Below are 17276 nucleotides of genomic sequence, written 5' to 3' on the forward strand. Positions count from 1 at the left end.
CCACCAGCCGCACTCCCGCTATCACGCAACACCCCGAATCGGCCCCTCGAGAACGACCCCACTCGCTCGACGGCGTTCCCTCCGGCTACCACCGCGCCACCGAGAAAGACCCCCACTACCAGCACGGCACGATTCCCACCGGAGCACTCCCCACGACACCGCGCATCGGCTCATCGCGCCACTGCGCCTTCTCGCCCGCGGCCGTCTCGGCGGGCCGGGAATTTTCGCGGAGGTGTTCGCCGTCGTCGCGTGACTGTGAACCGATCTATGGTCAACATCGTGCCGGGATCCTTGCTAAGTTCATGCCCGTTCTTCCGCCGGTACCGATTGTCACTGGCCGAAAAACGCCTTATATCCACGTAATTCGTGGTGGGGAACATGCGAGGAGTACCGATAGAGATGAACGAATTCAGCAGACGCGACGCGTTGCGGGTCGGTGGCGCGCTCGGAGCGCTCGGCGCGCTGATGAGCGCGGCCCCCGTCCGCGCCGAACCCTGGACGTGGTCACCGGAAGGGTCGGTCGCCGGGGCGGGTGAGGGGCTCGATCCGATGGCGGTGTGGGACGCCGAGGCCGACCCGGTCGTCGCGGGAGTGCTGGACTCCCGCGACGTGCCCCGGATCAACGACATGCTGCGCACCTGGACCCACAACGCCCAACCCCTGCCCGCGGGGCTGCCCACCGAACTGCGCGACTTCATGGAACACGCCCGCGCCCTGCCCGCGTGGGCCGATCACGCCAAACTCGCCACCGCCATCGAGTTCAACGCCAAACGCGGCCTCTACCTCGGCGTGCTCTACGGCCTGGCCAGCGGCATGATGAGCACCGTCATCCCCAAGGAAGCACGCGCGGTCTACTACTCCAAAGGCGGCGCGGACCTGAAACGCCGCATCGCCCGCACCGCCAAACTCGGCTACGACATCGGCACACCCAACGCCTACGCCCCCGACGGCCAGATGATCGTCACCTGCGTCAAGACCCGCCTCGTCCACGCCGCCGTACGCCACCTGCTGCCCCAGTCACCGCACTGGGCACAAGTCGCCGAGGAAGGCATCCCGATCAGCCAGAACGACATGATGGTCACCTGGCACAGCCTGCCCACCACCGTCATGAAACACCTCACCGCCTGGAAAGTCCCCATCCCACCCGCCGAATCCGAGGCGTTCCTGCACTCCTGGCAGCTGGCCGCCCACATGCTCGGAATCCGCGACGAATACATCCCCAACTCCTGGGACCAAGCCAACACCCAAGCCGTCGAAGTCCTCGACCCCGTCATCGCCGCCACCCCCGAGGGCATCCAACTCGCCGACATGCTCCTGAGCCTGGGTATGAACCTCGATCTCACCCTGCTCAGCAAAGGCGTCCTGGGGGCCTTCACCCGCTACCTGCTCGGCGACCGCATCGCCGACTCCCTGCACATCGGCCGCGAACCCGTCTGGAGCCCACTGCTCGAAGCAAGCTGGGGCCCCTTCATCGCCATCCGCGAAGGACTGCTGCCCGTCGTGCCCCTCGCCAAGGAAACCTATTCCCTGTTCGACGAATTCCTGCGCCGCGCCGCACTGCTCTACCTCGAAGAACTCCGCCCCACCATCAGCATCGAAATCCCCTACACCAACCGCACCCGCTGACAGGACCCCGAGCGCCCGGCACACGATCTCATGTCGGAGGAGAGATCGTGTGCCGCAACGACACCCGGGGTGCTCCCATCGGGCGCCGAGTCATCGAGACGGATCGGTCGCCGGTCGCGCTCCGATCCCGCGAGAGGAGAGGACACCGCCTCGAACAAGGGAATGGGCGAACGGTGGGCGCACATCGGGAGCAATCCCGCACGACGCGCCACCTCGAACCTCGCAGGCGCACAACCCCTCGTGAAGGAGTGGACACGTGACCGAGACCGGGACAGTCCAGGTCGATGACCACCAGTTCCTGCTCACCGCCGCCGGCGCCGACACCACCCAGGTGACCGGCAGGGGAACGCTGATCCGGACAGGTCCCGGTTTCGTCACCGTCGTGACCGGCACAGCCCACGGCCCCACCACACTCACCCTCGACACCACCAGCGGCGCGGACCCTCGGATCAGCGACTGGGAAACCATCGAGGAGACCGTCGTCCACGCCGCCGACACACTGCGGGTGACCACCCCGGACGCCCACACGCCCGCGGACTTCACCCCGATCCCGGCCGGGCGGTATCGGGTGCGGGTCCACGCCCGAGGCCGCAGTACCCACCCCGACCCCGACGTCACCGCACCCACCGAGACCTACCACATCACCCTCACCCCCACCACCGCACCGGCCGGCATCGTCGCCGCCCTGACCGCAGCCGACCACACCCCGAGCCGCTCCCGGGGTCGGATCCCGGTCATCGACCACGATCGGGTCTGGGTTCCCATCCCGGACGGGAGCTACCTCGAGGTCCATCGCGGCAGCCCCCGAGCCCACGCCGTCTACGCCACCCGCGGCCGATGGGGACCACGTCCACCCCACGCGCCCCTCCTCGACGAACCGATCCTGCGGGTCGCGGCATCGGCCGTGGCCGAGCTCGACCACACCCTACTCGACACCATCACCGCCCTACCCCCACAACGCCAGCACAGGCTCGCACGCCGGTGCGCGCGCTGGGCGTTCGAGCGCGCCGGACTCACCCGGATCCCCGACTTCCGCGCGGCACTGGACGCCTTGGACCAAGGCCGCGAACCCCCCGCGGCGCTGGCCACTCACGCCCTGGCCCACCACCGCCTCGACACCGACCCCACCATCGAACTCACCGTCATCCCCGGATTCGGCGCACGCCCCTCGATCGTGCCGCAACTCGAAGCGATCGCCGCCTACGAATACGCCCGCCTGCCACACCCCCTGCGAGCAGCATTGGAAGCCGTCCGCTTCGCCGCCGAGACCTACGGTCAACACCATCGGCGATTACTCACCCGCATCCACCACGACCTCCGCCCCCTGGAGCAGATGAGCGATCGCGGCGACCCCGACGCGAACACCCGTTGAACGAAACCGGTAATCGGCCCGAGCATGACGAAGGAATACGCGCGCGGAGGTGGTGCCGTGCCCGCCCCGTCCAGGCCGTGTTCGTTGGCGCGCAGCGAGACGTCCGCGGTCAGGCCGTCACCGCCATCCCGCTCGGCAGCAGACTCGACGGACCGGTGATCGGCTCGGAGTCAACGGATTCGCTCCGAGCACCCTGACACCACCGCATTGCCGAAATGGGTATCGGCACGGTGTCCCAGCCTCGGAACAGGTGACGTTCGCCAAACGTGGGTTCGACACGATTCGAACCAGCGATCACTCGCCCGGACGGCCAAGATCCTCTACGGACTCTGTCCCCTACGGCGGCATAGCGGTCCTCACCGACGGGCAGAGGCCCATTCCCGCGGACAACTCCCTCCTCGCCGAGCAGTCGCAGCACGGCAGGCCGAGTGCGACGGCGAGGCAGGCGACCACGTCGACGGTGACCACGATCGTGGCGAGCACAAGGATTCGGAGGACACCGCCACCACCCCACCATGGAGATCGTCTCGACGACGCCGGAGGCCCGGGACTGGCACGGTAGATGAAACGAACGACAGTTGCGCAGCAGATCAGAGCAACAGACCCGTACGGCCGATGATCGGCGCGAACCAGGTGAGTCGCCTGCCTGCGCACCACTTCCCGAGCCGGCTCGCGTTGCATGCGCCATCATCTGACGGTATGGTCCATCATGTGCTGGCGCAAGGCCCCCGGAACCTCTCCGGCACAATCTTCCACCGACTCACCGTCCGGCGCTCTGCGGCGGGCGACCCGCGATTCGCCCATCCGCGCGCGAAGTACACGATGTTCTTTACTTCCCAGAAAGGATCGTGACCACCTCATCGTGTTCGAGACCCGGCCCGTCGCCGGGTGAGGCATGGATGGCACGGAGCGGAGTGATCCGCGAATCACGTTGCAGCGCCGCGCAAATGCCGAGACAGGACGGCGGCTCTCGCGGGCGACGATGCCCTCGAGGTGGCTCACAGTCTTTCGTTTCATTCGGGTAAATGTCTCGGGCGGGTCCCGAGAGGACGGTTCCACGATTATGGGTGACTTTCTCGACGCGATCGCGATCGAGCAGATCGATACGAATGTATTCCAGGGTGTCCCGCGCTCGGACACCGTCCTGCGCCGGACTTTCGGCGGTGAGGTCGCGGCGTGTGCGCTGGCCGCCGGATCGTCGGGCCTACCGTCGGAATTCTCCGTTCATTCGATTCACGGGTGCTTCGTGCGGCCTGTGAGTCCGGGCGTTGCGATCGACTACATCGTCGACATCGTCAAACAGGGCCGATCGTTCATAGTGCGCTGGATCCGCGCCGTACAGGGCGGTAAGGAGATGTTCCTAATGATCGCCTCCTTCCATGTCGGACATCAAGGGTTGCGGCATGCCGACCCCTTCCCACACGCACCGTCCCCCTACGAGTTGGAAGTCTGCGGAGCCGACGCCGCGGGCTACGAATGGCACGACTGGGATATCCGTCGTGTCCCCGACGCGATGATCGGCGGTGGGGCGCACCAACAGATCTGGCTGCGATACACCGGGCGACTACCGGACGACGATGTCGTCTCCACTTGCGCGTTGACCTATGCCAGCGATATGACGCTACTGGGCGCTGTCGCCGCACATCATCCAGGAATCTCATTCCACACTGCGGCACTGGACTATTCGATCTGGTTCCTGCGGCCGTTCCGCGTCGATGACTGGCTTCTCTACCACGAGGAGTCCCCCTCGGCCGACCAGGGCCGGGCATTGGCTCAGGGCCGCATCTTCGGTCACGACGGGCAACTGGTTGCCATGGTGGCCCAGGAACGCGTGCTGTACCCGAGTTCGGGCCATGAACCCCCGGGCAAGCCGACACTCGCCCGCAACGAAAACGACATCGTGGCCGGTGTATTGCGACCTCGCCGGGAGAGTCTTCCCGCGCCCGTCGACCGGACCGGTCTCGTAGATGGAGGTGTATCACCATGACTCGCACGATCAATTTCGGCGATTCCGAATATCGCACCAACCCGTGGCCGACGTACGAGGCACTTCGCGAGCGCCGGGTGACATTCGTTCCAGAGGGGACCTGGGACGGCGAAGACCTGTACATCTTCGCCAGGTACGCCGACGTCAACGAAGCGTTGCGCGACAGGGATCGGTATTCCTCACATATCCGGCGCGGCGGCAATCTCGACCTTCCGGTGCTCGTCAACCGTGACCCACCCGACCACACGCGGTTGCGCAAACTGGCGAACACCGGGTTCCACACCAAGCTGGTCCGCGATATGGGCGAGCAGGTACAGAATGTCGTCGACGAACTCGTCGCGGACATCTCGGAGAAGGATAGGGTGGAGTTCGTCGAAGCGTTCGCCTCGGCGCTACCGTTACGGGTGGTCGGCGGAATGCTCGGCATACCGCTCGACCGCAAGGCCGACCTGCGGCGCTGGTCCCAGGCGCTGAAGGACGGGTTCGCGGTGGCCGCCGGAATGGACCCCGAACTGGTACCTGGTTTCTACGAGGACATCCTCGAATTCGCCGACTACATGGGCGAACTCGCCCAACAGCGGATGGGAGAGCCCAACCGCGGAGACATCCTCGGCGCACTGGTCGCCGAACAGGAACGCGGAGACATTCTCCGCGAGGAACTCACGACGATCGCTCTGGAGTTCATCGTCGCCGGGCACGAGACCACGACCAGTCTTCTGGCCGGAGCGTTCAAGGCGCTCCTCGACGATCGGGCGCTGGCCCAGCGACTGCACTCCGCGCCGGGCGACATCCCCGAATTCGTCGACGAATTCGCCAGGCTCTACAGTCCGAACCAGTGGCTGCTGCGTCGCGCTCGCCGCGACATCCGAATAGATGATGTCGACATACCCGAAGGCGCCCTCATCCACATGCTGATCGGGTCGGCCAACCGTGACGACGCGAAGTTCCCGAATGCCGACGTCCTCGATGTGGATCGCCCGAACAAGAAGGATCACCTCGCCTTCGGCGCAGGCGCCCACTTCTGCCCCGGCACCGTGCTGTCGCGACTACTCGCCGACCGCGCGATCCGCGCGTTGTGCCGGCTGCGTCACACCTTCTCGCTCGATCCTCTCGATCCGCCCCGGCTGCGGACACGACCGGGGTCGTTCGGATACGACCACATGCCGGTACTCATCGGTGGCGATATGCCGACTCCCGACACGACGAGGACATGATGGGTGACAACGACGCGCTCCCCGACATCGAATCCGTAGGCGAGGACTTCTTCGCCGATCCGTACGCGAGTTACGCGCGCTGGCGCGAACGTGGTCCGGTGCACCGGGTCCGACTCCAGCGCAACGGCCTCGTCGTTTGGGTGATCATCGGCTACGAGGAGGGCCGGGCCGCCCTCACCGACCCACGACTGCTGAAGAATCCGCAGGGCATGACGGAGCTGTTCCGGCGCAAGAACCTGGCCGTCATGACGGACGGATTCGACTTCTCCGGGCACATGCTCAACGCCGACCCGCCCGATCACACCCGCCTGCGCAAGCTGGTCACCAAGGCGTTCACCGCACGCCGAGTAGCAGCGCTACGACCCCGCATCGAGGAAATCACCGAGGAACTGCTCGACGCGATGGACGGCCACGACGAGGTCGACCTTCTGCACGCCTTCGCGGTCCCGCTGCCGGTGACCGTGATCTGCGAACTACTCGGCGTACCGATCCAGGACCGCGACCGGTTCCAGCGCTGGACCAGAGTGCTCACCGGCGGCACCCGCGGCGGCGACACCGAAATCCTCACCGCCGGAACCGACATGTCGAAGTACCTGCACGCTCTGGTGCGCGCAAAACAGGAGCAGCCGGAGGATGACCTGCTCTCCGCGTTGGTGCACGCCGGTCGACACGACCATGCCGAGGACGACACCACATCCCGCGGGCAGGATCCGACCACCCCGCACTGGCTCTCCGAGCAGGAACTGGTCTCGATGGCCTTTCTGCTACTGGTCGCCGGGCACGAGACAACGGTGAACCTGATCGCCAACGGCACCCGCGCGCTCCTGCACAACCCGTCGCAACTGCGGGCGCTGCGCGCGGACCTCTCGGCCGTGCCCAGCGCGGTCGAGGAGTTCCTGCGTTACGACGGTCCAGCAGGCTGGTCCACATACCGGTTCACCGACGAGCCGATCCAGATCGGCGGCACCGAGATTCCCGCAGGCGAATTCGTTCGCATCGCCCTGGCCGCGACCAATCGCGATCCCTCGCGCTTCACCGACCCGGAAACGCTCGACCTCACCGGTGACCCTAATGGGCATCTGGGCTTCGGCCACGGCATCCACTACTGCGTCGGCGCGCCGCTGGCGCGGCTCGAAGCGGACATCGCCTTCCGCGGGCTGCTGCGGCGATTCCCGGCTCTGGCGCTGCCAGCACACGCCGAATCGCCGATCTGGCAGTCCAGCATGCTGATCCGCGGCATGACCGAATTCCCCGTGCGACTGCGATAGCGGCGTGCCGGTGAAACGGCCCCCGCCTAGAAACCGGCCCCGCCTTGCACGGATGACCGTGAAATCGATCTCCGGCGCGGTTCTGTATCAGTCCTTGCCGATCCATCCTGTGCCGTCGCGATCCGGCGAGCTGACCAGCCTCCGCCGGCGGGGCCACAACGAACCAAACCAATCATCGGTATCCCGCATACCGACACCAGTGGAGGACGACGAAAATGTGTGGAATCACCGGATGGGTGTCGTTCGCATCCGATCTGACCGGCAGGCAGAACGTCCTGGACGAGATGACCGAGACCATGGCTTGTCGCGGCCCCGACGGGGCGGGGACATACCTGCGGCCCCACGCCGGGCTCGGCCATCGACGCCTGGCCATCATCGACCTGTCCGGCGGCGCCCAGCCGATGACGGTGAACACGCCCGCCGGCGAAATCGCCCTGGTGTATTCGGGCGAGACCTACAACTTCCACGAACTGCGCAGCGAACTCGCGGCGCTGGGTCACACCTTCGCGACCGACAGCGACACCGAGGTCGTACTGCGCGGCTATCTCCAGTGGGGTGAGGCACTGGTCGACCACCTCAACGGTATGTACGCCTTCGCGATCTGGGATCAGCGCACCGAGAAACTGGTGATGATCCGGGACCGGATGGGCATCAAACCGCTCTACTACTACCCCACGCCCGACGGGGTGCTCTTCGGCTCCGAGCCCAAAGCGATCCTGGCCAATCCGCTGGCCCGCAAGGCTGTCGACCTCGACGGCCTACGCGACCTGTTCGCGTTCACCAAGGCACCGCGCTGGTCACTGTGGAAGGGCATGTACGAGGTTCTGCCGGGCACCCTGATCACGCTGGACCGCAACGGCATCCGCGAACGCACCTACTGGCGGCTCGAGCCCGCGATGCACACCGACGGGCTGGAGGAGACCGTCACGCGGGTGCGCGAACTGCTCACCGACATCGTGGACCGACAGCTCGTCTCCGACGTACCCCGCTGCGTGTTGCTCTCGGGCGGACTCGATTCCAGCGCCATCACCGGGCTGGCAGCCGCACGGCTCGCCCACCAGGGCGAGCGACTACGCACCTTCTCGGTCGACTTCTCCGGCCACGAATACAACTTCATCCCCGGCGGATGGCAGCAGACTCCCGATTCACCGTTCGTGCGCGACGTAGCGGCCCTGGTGCGTTCCGAGCATCGAGACGTCGTCCTGAATCCGGCCGAGCTGTCCGATCCCTCGGTCCGCCGGGCCGTGATCACCGCCCGCGACATCCCCGCCGGGATCGGCGATCTGGACGCCTCCTTGTACCTGCTGTTCAAAGCCGTACGGGAGCGCTCGACCGTGGCGCTGTCGGGAGAGTCGGCCGACGAGTTGTTCGGCGGCCACCGGTGGATCCACGACGAGGTGCTGATGCGCAAGGACACGTTCCCGTGGCTGGCTCCGAGCAACCCCTTCACCGGTGAATCGAGCTGGAGTGTGCTCGAACCCGATCTGCGCCGACGCCTGGACCTCGACGGATACACCGCCGATCAGTACCGCACAGCCCGCGCCGAGGTGCCGCACCTGGCAGGAGAGTCCGACCTCGACCGACGCATGCGAACCATCCTGCACCTGCACCTCACGCGCCGCCTACGTGTGCTCCTGGACCGCAAAGACCGCGCGTCCATGGCGGTGGGACTGGAGGTGCGCGTCCCGTTCTGCGATCACCGACTGGTCGAATACGTCTACAACACCCCCTGGTCGATGAAAACCTTCGACGGGCGCGAGAAAAGCCTGCTACGCCACGCGACCACCCACGTGCTACCGAAATCGGTGGCCGAGCGTGTCAAAAGCCCCTATCCCCAGACCCAGGACCCCGGCTACTCGGCGAACCTGCAGCAGCAGGTCAAAGAGATTCTCTCCGACCGTGATTCGGAGCTGTTCGCACTGGTCGACCGAACCTGGCTCGAGCAGGCGATCACCCAGGATCCACACCAGATCGAGCCCGCAACCCGGATCGGAATGAACCGAGCCCTCGACCTCCACATGTGGCTCGACCTGTATTCACCCGAGCTGCTGCTGGATTGAACCCGTCGACGACACGAATCCATCACGGACCGGACGCAGACGTGCCGCGAGCGAAGATGCCCGCTACTCGTTCCACCTGCTCCGGGCACCTCGAGGCGTGTCCGTCTGCGCCGAAAGCCGCGCACAGGGCGTGTTGAGCGCCGTCCAACTGCTACACACTGTCGAGCACAACCGAAGCCACCACGGCACCGGCAGCGTGGGCCAGGCACCGCAATTCTTCGACCAAGACAGTGCCGTCGCGTTCGCACAGCAACCCAAAGGTGATGTGTCCGGTGCGCGGTATTCCGGTCAGGAAACCGACCAACACCTCGTCACCGAGCCGGGCCGAAGCAGATCGTCGTCGGGTCGACCGATCGTGATCCGTTTGCATTCGGTGGCACCGTACATCATTTGCACCGCCGCGCCGGGAAAGGCACGACGCAGCGCGGCGATCCGCTGGGCCGTGAGCTCCTGCCCGGTGTTGGTGAACAGTCCGACGGTGTCCACAGGTCCGCGCACCGACAGGTCGACCAGCATCGACGCCAGGGAAGGGACGACCGGAACCACGCTCACCCGATGCTCACGCATCGTGGCGAGCTATCGCTCAGATCTGGCGGCCTCCAGCAACTTCTGAATCTCCTGTAAGACTTCAGGAGTGTCGACCCGACCGGCCTCTATGGTGACCGAAGTCCCGTCCGCCGCGGTCAGTGTCAGTTTCATCGCCGAACGTCGATGGGTGAACCACACATTCAGCGAGCGCACGAGCGCCGCAGCGATGCCGACGGCACCACCGGAACCCACAGTCAGAACCAAAGCGTCCGAAACACCGCCCATCTCGTCGGGTCGCACCATGGTCGGTCGCTGTCGCACGTGTCCCCGTAGAGCGTCTTCGAACCGCATGGTCTGCAATAGCTCCACCACCCCGTCGACGCCACCGACACCTCGGATCAGCAACTGCACCTGACTGTTCGACATGCGGCCATCATGCCCCAACAGCGCCGCCCGCCGCGGCGGGCCGAGAACGACCGAACCACAAGATCGGCAAGGGCAACGCGATCACGGACGATCGCCGGACATCAACCACCGATCGCGACGACCCGGGCGACGATGCAGGAGGAGTTCGGACACTACATCGCGGTGGTGACCCCATATTCCTCGTGGACGATTATTACCATCGGAGATAAACCAGTCGGTCAGTCGCTCAGTTCGATCGACGGCATGGGACAGGCATTTACGCACTCACCACTCAGCGACACTTCTCTACCGATTGTCGCCCGGTAGTGCCGGCTCGATCGTTCGATGCGGCGGCGATTTTGACTTATTCTGGAAGGGTCTGTCAGATGGAGGAGAACCACTCTCCTTCGAGAGGAAGTGAAATGCCGGATCTCGGCACAATCACCGCGGCGAAGACTCGCCGTGGTCTCGTCTGCTTGATCGTCCCGAGGTGGCCGACCCCTCTCGCGACCGGTGGCGATGGACGGGCTCGGCGACCCTTCGCAGCAGTGGGCGCTGTCGCCGGCGCTGCGACCGATAACAAGCCGGTGAGAACGGTTTCCGGAGACAGCGTCGGATGGCCGGAGGTGGAGGCCATCTCGCACGGTTCACAGCCCGCCACGAGGCTCGACCGGGCCGGGCAGGCCCGCGACGTGGCGATGGGGCCGGCTTGCTGTGCGTTCGCAGCGCGGCGAGTCGGGGGCGACATGTTCGATACGTCGCGGTGACGCGATATCCACATCGGGAGCATTCTCGCGCAGTCCTGATCGGCGTTGCCCAATACGAGCATTCGCACCTGCCCGCGATTCCCGCGGCGATCAACAATCTCGCCGATATTCGCGACCTGCTGACAGATTGTGACAACGGCACACTCGACCCTGAGAACTGTCGAGTCGTCGCCGACCCCGTCAGCAGTGCTCTGGTCGGAGCCATTCTCGAGCAGGCGACCGAGCAAGCCGATGACGTCCTGTTGGTCTACTACACCGGTCACGGCGTCGTGGATCGGCGTGGCCGACTCCACTTGGGTCTGACCGGCACGGACCCGTGCCGGCCCGGATGGACAGCGTTGCCGTTCGACACGCTGCGCGAAGCGATCCTCGACAGCCCGGCTCAGCACAGCGTTCTGATCCTGGACTGCTGCTTCTCCGGACGGGCATTCGAGGCGATGGGCCCGGGCAGCGACGAACTCGGCCAGATCGAAGTGCGCGGCACGTACACGATCGCGTCGTCGGCCGCCTACGAAAGTTCCTTCGCCCCCTCAGGACAACGCAATACAGCCTTCACCGGGGCCTTGCTCGCCGCTGCTGGACAAAACCCGGGAGCGACCCTCGAGGAACTGTTCGAGGGGACCCGCCGGCTACTGCGGGGCAGCGGACATCCCCAGCCGCGACGCAGGAGTGTCAACGGCACCGACCGACTCGCGCTCAACACACCCCCGCCGACCGCCTCGCTGCTGGAGCGTTCGCTGTCCGAACGAACGCGCACCCTGGGACCGGATCATCCGGACACCCTCCTCGCGGGACACCGGCTCGCCCGCGCGTATCAGGACGAGAACCGACTCGAAGACGCAGCCGGCCTGTTCGAGTACATCCTCACAGCCCGCGAACGCGTCCTCACCGAGACCGATTCGGCCACGCTCGCGACGTGTCATTGCCTGGCTTCGGTCTACCACGAGGCCGGGAGGCTGATCGAGGCCATCGACCTCTACGAGCGGACGCTGCATCGGCGCGAAAGCGTGCTGAGCGTGGATCATCCCGACATCACGGCGACCAGGACCGGCCTTGCCGGGGTCTACCTTGCCGCGGGCCGGGTCACCGCCGCTGTGTCGTTGTTCGAGAGTTTGTCGAGCGATCGGGAGCGATTGCTCGGCGCCCTGCATCCCGACACCCTCGCGACTCGACACTGTCTTGCGGCCTCCTATCTGGAAGCAGGACGCGTCGACACCGCCACAGCGCTGCTGGAGACCACCCTGGCAGATCGGGAAAAGGTCCTCGGCCTCGATCATCCCGACACCCTGAACACCTGGCACGACATCGCCTCGGCCTACCAGGAGGCCGGACGAGTTCTCGAGGCCATCGCCGTCTACGAGCGGACCGCGGCCGACCGGGAACAATCGCTCGGTGCGGAGCATCCCGACACACTCACCACGCGCCACGACCTCGCCGCCGCCTACCAGGCGGCCGGACGCCTCGGGGACGCGACAGAGTTGATACAACAGACCCTCGCGACCCGCGAACAGATCCTAGGGGACACCCACCCAGACACCCTCGCCACACGCCACAGCCTCGCCCACGCCAAGAAGGAATCAGGGCAGATCCGAACGGCCATCACGCTTCTCGAAGAACTACTCGCCGTACGCGAATCACTGACCTCCGAGGACCCACCCGATCCTCTTCTCCACCCGCGGCGACCTCGCCTACGCCTACCAGGAGGCGGGCCGACTCGACGACGCGGCCGAACTCTTCACCCGCACCCTGACCGACCGCGAACGTGTACTGGGACAGAGCCATCCCGACACCCTCGACTCCCGCACCGCCCTCGCGGCCATGCACCACCACGCAGGCCGACTGACCGAAGCGATCAGTCTCTACGAACGCAACCTGCGGGAGTGTGAGCGTGTACTCGGCCTCCACCATCCCCGAACCCTCAGCAATCGCCACCATCTGGCACTGAGCTATCGAGATGCCGGCCGTCTCGGCGAAGCGATCACCACACTCGAAAGCACACTCGCCGACCACGAACGACTCTTCGGCGCCACACATCCCAAAAGCCTCGTAGTCCGCAACGGCCTGGCGGCCACCTACCAGAAATCCGACAGGATCCCCGACGCCATCGCGGTCTACGAACAGAACCTCGCCGACAGCGAACGCGTTCTCGGAGCCGACCACCCTCACGTACTTCTCACCCGCGCGGGATTGACCTCCGCCTACCAGAAATCGGGCAGACTCGACGAAGCCATCTCACTGGCCGAGCAGAATTTGGCCGATCACCGACGAATCCTCGGAGAAGAACATCTGCACACCTTGACAGCGCGCAGCACGCTGGCAAACGCGTATCAAAAAGCCGGTCAGCTGACCGCGGCAATCGAACTGCACCAGCAATCCGTCGCCGACCACGAACACCTCTACGGCGAAGACCACCCCCACACCACGCACGCGCACAAACTCCTCGCCGACGCCCACGAAGCCGAGAAGAAGCTCGCTACCGCCCTCGGCCTGGCGAGAAAAACCCTGGCCGACTTCGAGCGCATACTCGGCACCACCCACCCCCAGACCGAAAACTTACGGCGACTCGTCCGAGCCTTCCCCAAACCGAGAATCGGCGCGGTGCGGGCCACCTCCGGACCTCCGGGCCCCTCCAGCAGCCTCGTACCGTGGGGAAGCCACGACAGCCGCCGATCTCGCGGTTGACCGCCACGGTCGAGCGCCGAGACGTCCAGAAGCATCGGGATCCGGCAGCGGATTTCAGACACCCATGCCAGCGACCGCGGTGCTCATGGAACCCATCCGCCCGGGTCCGCGGCTCGCGTCGTCAGCAGGCTCGGCAACCGATACAGCATCGCCTCCACGACCAAGCGGTTGTTGGCGAAATTCCGATCCGCCCGGCCATCAGACCTCGGCAACAACAACTCCAGCAACTCCCACTGCTTGTCGGCCAACACCTGGAGACGATCACCGGTCGAACTTGCCACGACCACATCATCCACCCGAACGGACCACCTCACCAATTGGGAGACAGAGCCAGTATTCAACCGGACACGACAGAGCGCAGCCAACCAGCAATCGCACGATGAGAGCGATGTTCGCAGGCCGCCCGCACGAGCTCCTCCTCGAGGACTCGAAGGCGAAATCTATTGCGGGAAGCCACCACTGACCCGCACCCTTTGTACGGGTCACCGATATTGCCCCTCCACGAAACTCTGTGGTTGCGACCACATATCCGATCCTGCGGCGTTCGCACCGCGGGCGAAACTACGAGGCGCCACCGTATGCGTCATCCGCCTCCTACGACGGCACGACCTCCCGCGGTCACATCCACATCGCCAAGTCGAGCGGTTCCTCCTCCCGATCCGACTCCGACGCTGTTGAATTGGCCCGCACGGCGAGCACGCGCCGCCGACGCGACGTGGCACGCCATCGACCGGCTGGGGAGAGCGATCATGAGCGATCACAACGACGGCCCGAATGAGACCGGGGAACACGAGGCCTCGGTCGAGACGTTTGCCGCCGATCTACTGGCGTTGAAGAAGTCCCACGAGGACATGTCCTACGGGACGATGAGTCGGCGTGCGGGTCGTCACGGCCTGCCGATCTCTCCCAGCACTCTGCACAACGCGGTCAACGGCCGCAGGATGGCCACCGCGCGGACAGTCCGCGCGTTCGTCGTGGCGTTGACCGGCGACTCGGAACTCGCCCGAGAATGGATCCGGCGACGGAACACGCTCGCCGACACCGGCGACACCGGCGACTTCTCGGACACGACTCCGGCTATGCCTCCTGGGCGCCTTGCACCCACGACACGGCGGTCGTGGGTGTGGTGGGCAATCGCGGCCGCGGTCCTCATATCGACCAACGTCCTCACCGCAGTCCTCGCCACCTCCTGCGAGCATGGCGGGCCGCCCCAGGTCCACACCGGCGACGACCCCGGGAAGACCGTCTGTATCAAGGATGCGGTGATCGCGGCCAGCTCCAACTCCAAACCACAGATGCTGTTGGAGATTCTGTTCTCCCACGCCTGCGACGCCGGATGGGCACGCATCACCCGCTACGACAACGCTGGACTCGGTAACCGGCTCGAGGTCTCGCTGTACCGGCGCTCGAACCCGACAGGGCCGACACGCCAGAACGCGATCGAACCCGATGTCGACTCCGCCTACACCACCCTCATCATCCGGACCGACCCCACCGATCGGCTCTGCGCGACCGCCGCGGTCACCACCGGAGCCCACACCGAGCCCGTCGCCCAACCGATCTGCACCTGACACAAGACCTCGACCCACCGACCACACCCCTGCGACGCACGACGACATCCGCGTTCGCCGACCCGTTCCGGGCACACCGTCGCACCCACACCTGCCGATCACAGTCTTGCTTAGAACGGCCTGAGGCATCGTCCATCCCGCGCGTCCACCCTTCCGGATGGACGCCCGTACTGATGCTCTGATCAGCGTGGCACCCAGACCCTCATCTCGACATCCGATCCAGCGTCGACAACATCACGACCTCGGGAACTCGACCCGACTACACCACCTCCGCTCGGCTCCTCCCGCACGAAAACAGGGGTGGAAGCCGGGATCGGCCGGCACCCGCCTCACGGCAACAACCCGAGGGCCCCACTCCCACCGAAGAGCCTCGGCGACTCGTTTCGAGGGTGCCGAGATAACCACCGGGACATACCGGTGCCTGTTCGCACCCGCGGACCTCCCGAGGGTGTTCATCGATCGAAAGGACAAGATCATGAAGGCAACACACAGCGTCTCGATCTCGCGACGCGTCAAGGCCCTCACGCGAGTCGGCGTGGCCCTGTGCGCGGTGACCGGTGCCCTCGCCGCGGCTCCAGCCACCGCGCAGGCCGACCCGGGTAAACACTTCGAACGCGAATGCGTGATTGTCGCCGCACCCGGCAGCGACGGCGTCAAAGGCAACGGCTGCAACCTCTACGGCCCGGTCAAGGTCGTCAGCTACGGTCCGCCCCCGGACCTGAGCGCGTGGGCCGAAAGCTGCTTGCGCTCTGGGCTCACAGCCGTCATCGGCGCGACCTACGCCCGCGAACCCCGAGTTATCGTTGCCGCCGCCGCCCTCGGCTGCGCAGCCGGCATCGCCGACGCGGCGATCTTCGGCAGCTAACCACAACCGGGCAAACACGACCACGTTCAAACACAGATCGCACACGAAACCGAGAAGATGCTGAGCCGGCGGTGCAAAACGCCGCCTGCTCAGCCCCGGACCCCAACTTCAGGTGCGCCTCGATGCTCCCGCGGGCGACGGTGACCGCGGAAGCATCGGCGCACGAGCGACTGCATACCGACGAGCGATCGACATCCTGCGCCTTCCTCCGGTTGACGGCGTACTCCAGCGCGCCGTTGACGCAATCGTGCGAGGTCTCCGATGCCACCTTCACCCGCAGAACCGGGGGAGCAGTCCGAGGGGGGCGGCGTCCAACATTGGCGCCTGGATGGCGCGGTCTTCTCCGCTGCTGTTCGCGCAGAACACATCTCGATAACGCTGGCCGGAGCGAGATGATACGAGTATCCCCTTCCCTCCCCCTCAGGTCATCCGCCCCAGCAACGCGGCCCTCTCCGACCCACTCCCGCACGAGCCGACTCCGAGCGCGGCCAGCAACTCCGAACACCACCGATGCCACGACCGCCCGCTCGTCGCTGACCGGCGCCCCCCACCTGAACTTCCGCACGCGACGCCGATCCTAAAATGCTGCATCGACAGGCAGGAGAGGCATCGCGCCGGCCGACACCGATACCGCGCCGGCCTGGTCCCGGCACGAAGGCGAAACCGCAGGAGCAGAAGATGTGCTGTAGGCCTGCAGTCGCAGCACGTGTTGTAGGCGATCGCAGAAGTTCTGTCCGATGTACTTTGTCTGCAGCGAGGCGGCGCGTGGTCCCCCCTTTCGACGTATCGAATCTTCCGCCCGGGGGCCGGATCGGCCGAGGATCGGAGGGCATCGTATGAAGGTTCGTGGGTGGCGGGGTGATCCGCCGGGCAGTGAGGACGAGGCGCGGCGGCGGATCCTCGAGGCCGCCCGTCGCTGCATCCTGCGGCT

The 17276-nt window shown here is 65.8% G+C and carries 12 protein-coding genes and 1 pseudogene; 10 read left to right on the top strand and 3 right to left on the bottom strand.

The features are described 5' to 3' along the window. The first annotated feature begins 399 nt into the window (after positions 1–399). The 6 genes from ON30_RS29250 to asnB all read left to right on the top strand — a co-directional run bounded on the left by ON30_RS29250 (position 400) and on the right by asnB (position 9527). A complete protein-coding gene (locus tag ON30_RS29250; protein ID WP_040712565.1) occupies positions 400–1626 on the top strand; it encodes an oxygenase MpaB family protein in 1227 nt (408 codons plus the stop codon). A gap of 256 nt (positions 1627–1882) precedes the next feature. After that, entirely contained in the window at positions 1883–2998 is a 1116-nt protein-coding gene (locus tag ON30_RS29255) for a hypothetical protein (RefSeq protein WP_040712568.1), read from the top strand. A 1063-nt stretch (positions 2999–4061) separates the two neighbouring features. Continuing rightward, positions 4062–4985, top strand: a complete 924-nt coding sequence (locus ON30_RS29260; protein WP_051030123.1) for an acyl-CoA thioesterase — start codon at positions 4062–4064, stop codon at positions 4983–4985. After that, on the top strand, positions 4982–6199 hold the full coding sequence (locus ON30_RS29265) for a cytochrome P450 (RefSeq protein WP_040712570.1): 1218 nt from the start codon (positions 4982–4984) through the stop codon (positions 6197–6199). The genes ON30_RS29260 and ON30_RS29265 overlap by 4 nt, the downstream gene beginning before the upstream one ends. After that, complete coding sequence (locus ON30_RS29270) at positions 6199–7467, top strand: cytochrome P450 family protein (protein ID WP_040712593.1); 1269 nt, start codon at positions 6199–6201, stop codon at positions 7465–7467. Before ON30_RS29265 ends, ON30_RS29270 begins: the two co-directional genes overlap by 1 nt. Positions 7468–7682: 215 nt before the next feature. After that, entirely contained in the window at positions 7683–9527 is a 1845-nt protein-coding gene (asnB, locus tag ON30_RS29275; RefSeq protein WP_040712572.1) for an asparagine synthase (glutamine-hydrolyzing), read from the top strand. A gap of 288 nt (positions 9528–9815) precedes the next feature. On the opposite strand, the gene ON30_RS29280 is transcribed toward asnB, so the two are convergent. Beyond that, positions 9816–10094 (bottom strand): AMP-binding protein, encoded by a 279-nt coding sequence (locus ON30_RS29280; protein WP_040712574.1) that lies wholly within the window; start codon positions 10092–10094, stop codon positions 9816–9818. Between the two features lie 9 nt (positions 10095–10103). Then, positions 10104–10481: an effector-associated constant component EACC1 gene (locus ON30_RS29285; RefSeq protein ID WP_157183916.1), complete on the bottom strand. Its 378-nt coding sequence runs from the start codon at positions 10479–10481 to the stop codon at positions 10104–10106. 595 nt (positions 10482–11076) lie between these two features. Here ON30_RS29285 and ON30_RS39615 point away from each other — a divergent pair. Beyond that, positions 11077–12876 (top strand): annotated as a pseudogene (locus ON30_RS39615) (caspase, EACC1-associated type); the annotation flags it as partial. 10 nt (positions 12877–12886) lie between these two features. Then, positions 12887–13909, top strand: coding sequence for a tetratricopeptide repeat protein (locus ON30_RS42415; protein ID WP_083911769.1), 1023 nt, complete (start codon positions 12887–12889; stop codon positions 13907–13909). Between the two features lie 83 nt (positions 13910–13992). Here the strand turns inward: ON30_RS42415 and ON30_RS39620 are convergent, their stop codons facing one another. Further along, positions 13993–14190 carry a transposase gene (locus tag ON30_RS39620; protein WP_157183918.1) on the bottom strand — a complete coding sequence of 66 codons (198 nt, stop codon included), beginning with the start codon at positions 14188–14190 and terminating at the stop codon, positions 13993–13995. Positions 14191–14658: 468 nt separating this feature from the next. On the opposite strand from ON30_RS39620, the gene ON30_RS29305 reads away from it, so the two are divergent. Beyond that, positions 14659–15480: a DUF2690 domain-containing protein gene (locus tag ON30_RS29305; RefSeq protein WP_040712586.1), complete on the top strand. Its 822-nt coding sequence runs from the start codon at positions 14659–14661 to the stop codon at positions 15478–15480. Positions 15481–15928: 448 nt separating this feature from the next. After that, positions 15929–16345 (top strand): hypothetical protein, encoded by a 417-nt coding sequence (locus tag ON30_RS29310; RefSeq protein WP_040712588.1) that lies wholly within the window; start codon positions 15929–15931, stop codon positions 16343–16345. Positions 16346–17276 lie beyond the last annotated feature (931 nt).

The sequence above is a fragment of the Nocardia takedensis NBRC 100417 genome (assembly GCF_000308695.1).
Classification (GTDB): Bacteria; Actinomycetota; Actinomycetes; order Mycobacteriales; family Mycobacteriaceae; genus Nocardia; species Nocardia takedensis.

Bases quoted from the DNA above. Each gene is read 5' to 3' on its own strand.
- ON30_RS29250 (WP_040712565.1), top strand. From the start codon at position 400: ATGAACGAATTCAGCAGACGCGACGCGTTGCGGGTCGGTGGCGCGCTC.
- ON30_RS29260 (WP_051030123.1), top strand. From the start codon at position 4,062: ATGGGTGACTTTCTCGACGCGATCGCGATCGAGCAGATCGATACGAAT.
- ON30_RS29265 (WP_040712570.1), top strand. From the start codon at position 4,982: ATGACTCGCACGATCAATTTCGGCGATTCCGAATATCGCACCAACCCG.
- ON30_RS29270 (WP_040712593.1), top strand. From the start codon at position 6,199: ATGGGTGACAACGACGCGCTCCCCGACATCGAATCCGTAGGCGAGGAC.
- asnB (WP_040712572.1), top strand. From the start codon at position 7,683: ATGTGTGGAATCACCGGATGGGTGTCGTTCGCATCCGATCTGACCGGC.
- ON30_RS29280 (WP_040712574.1), bottom strand. From the start codon at position 10,094: ATGCGTGAGCATCGGGTGAGCGTGGTTCCGGTCGTCCCTTCCCTGGCG.
- ON30_RS29285 (WP_157183916.1), bottom strand. From the start codon at position 10,481: ATGTCGAACAGTCAGGTGCAGTTGCTGATCCGAGGTGTCGGTGGCGTC.
- ON30_RS29305 (WP_040712586.1), top strand. From the start codon at position 14,659: ATGAGCGATCACAACGACGGCCCGAATGAGACCGGGGAACACGAGGCC.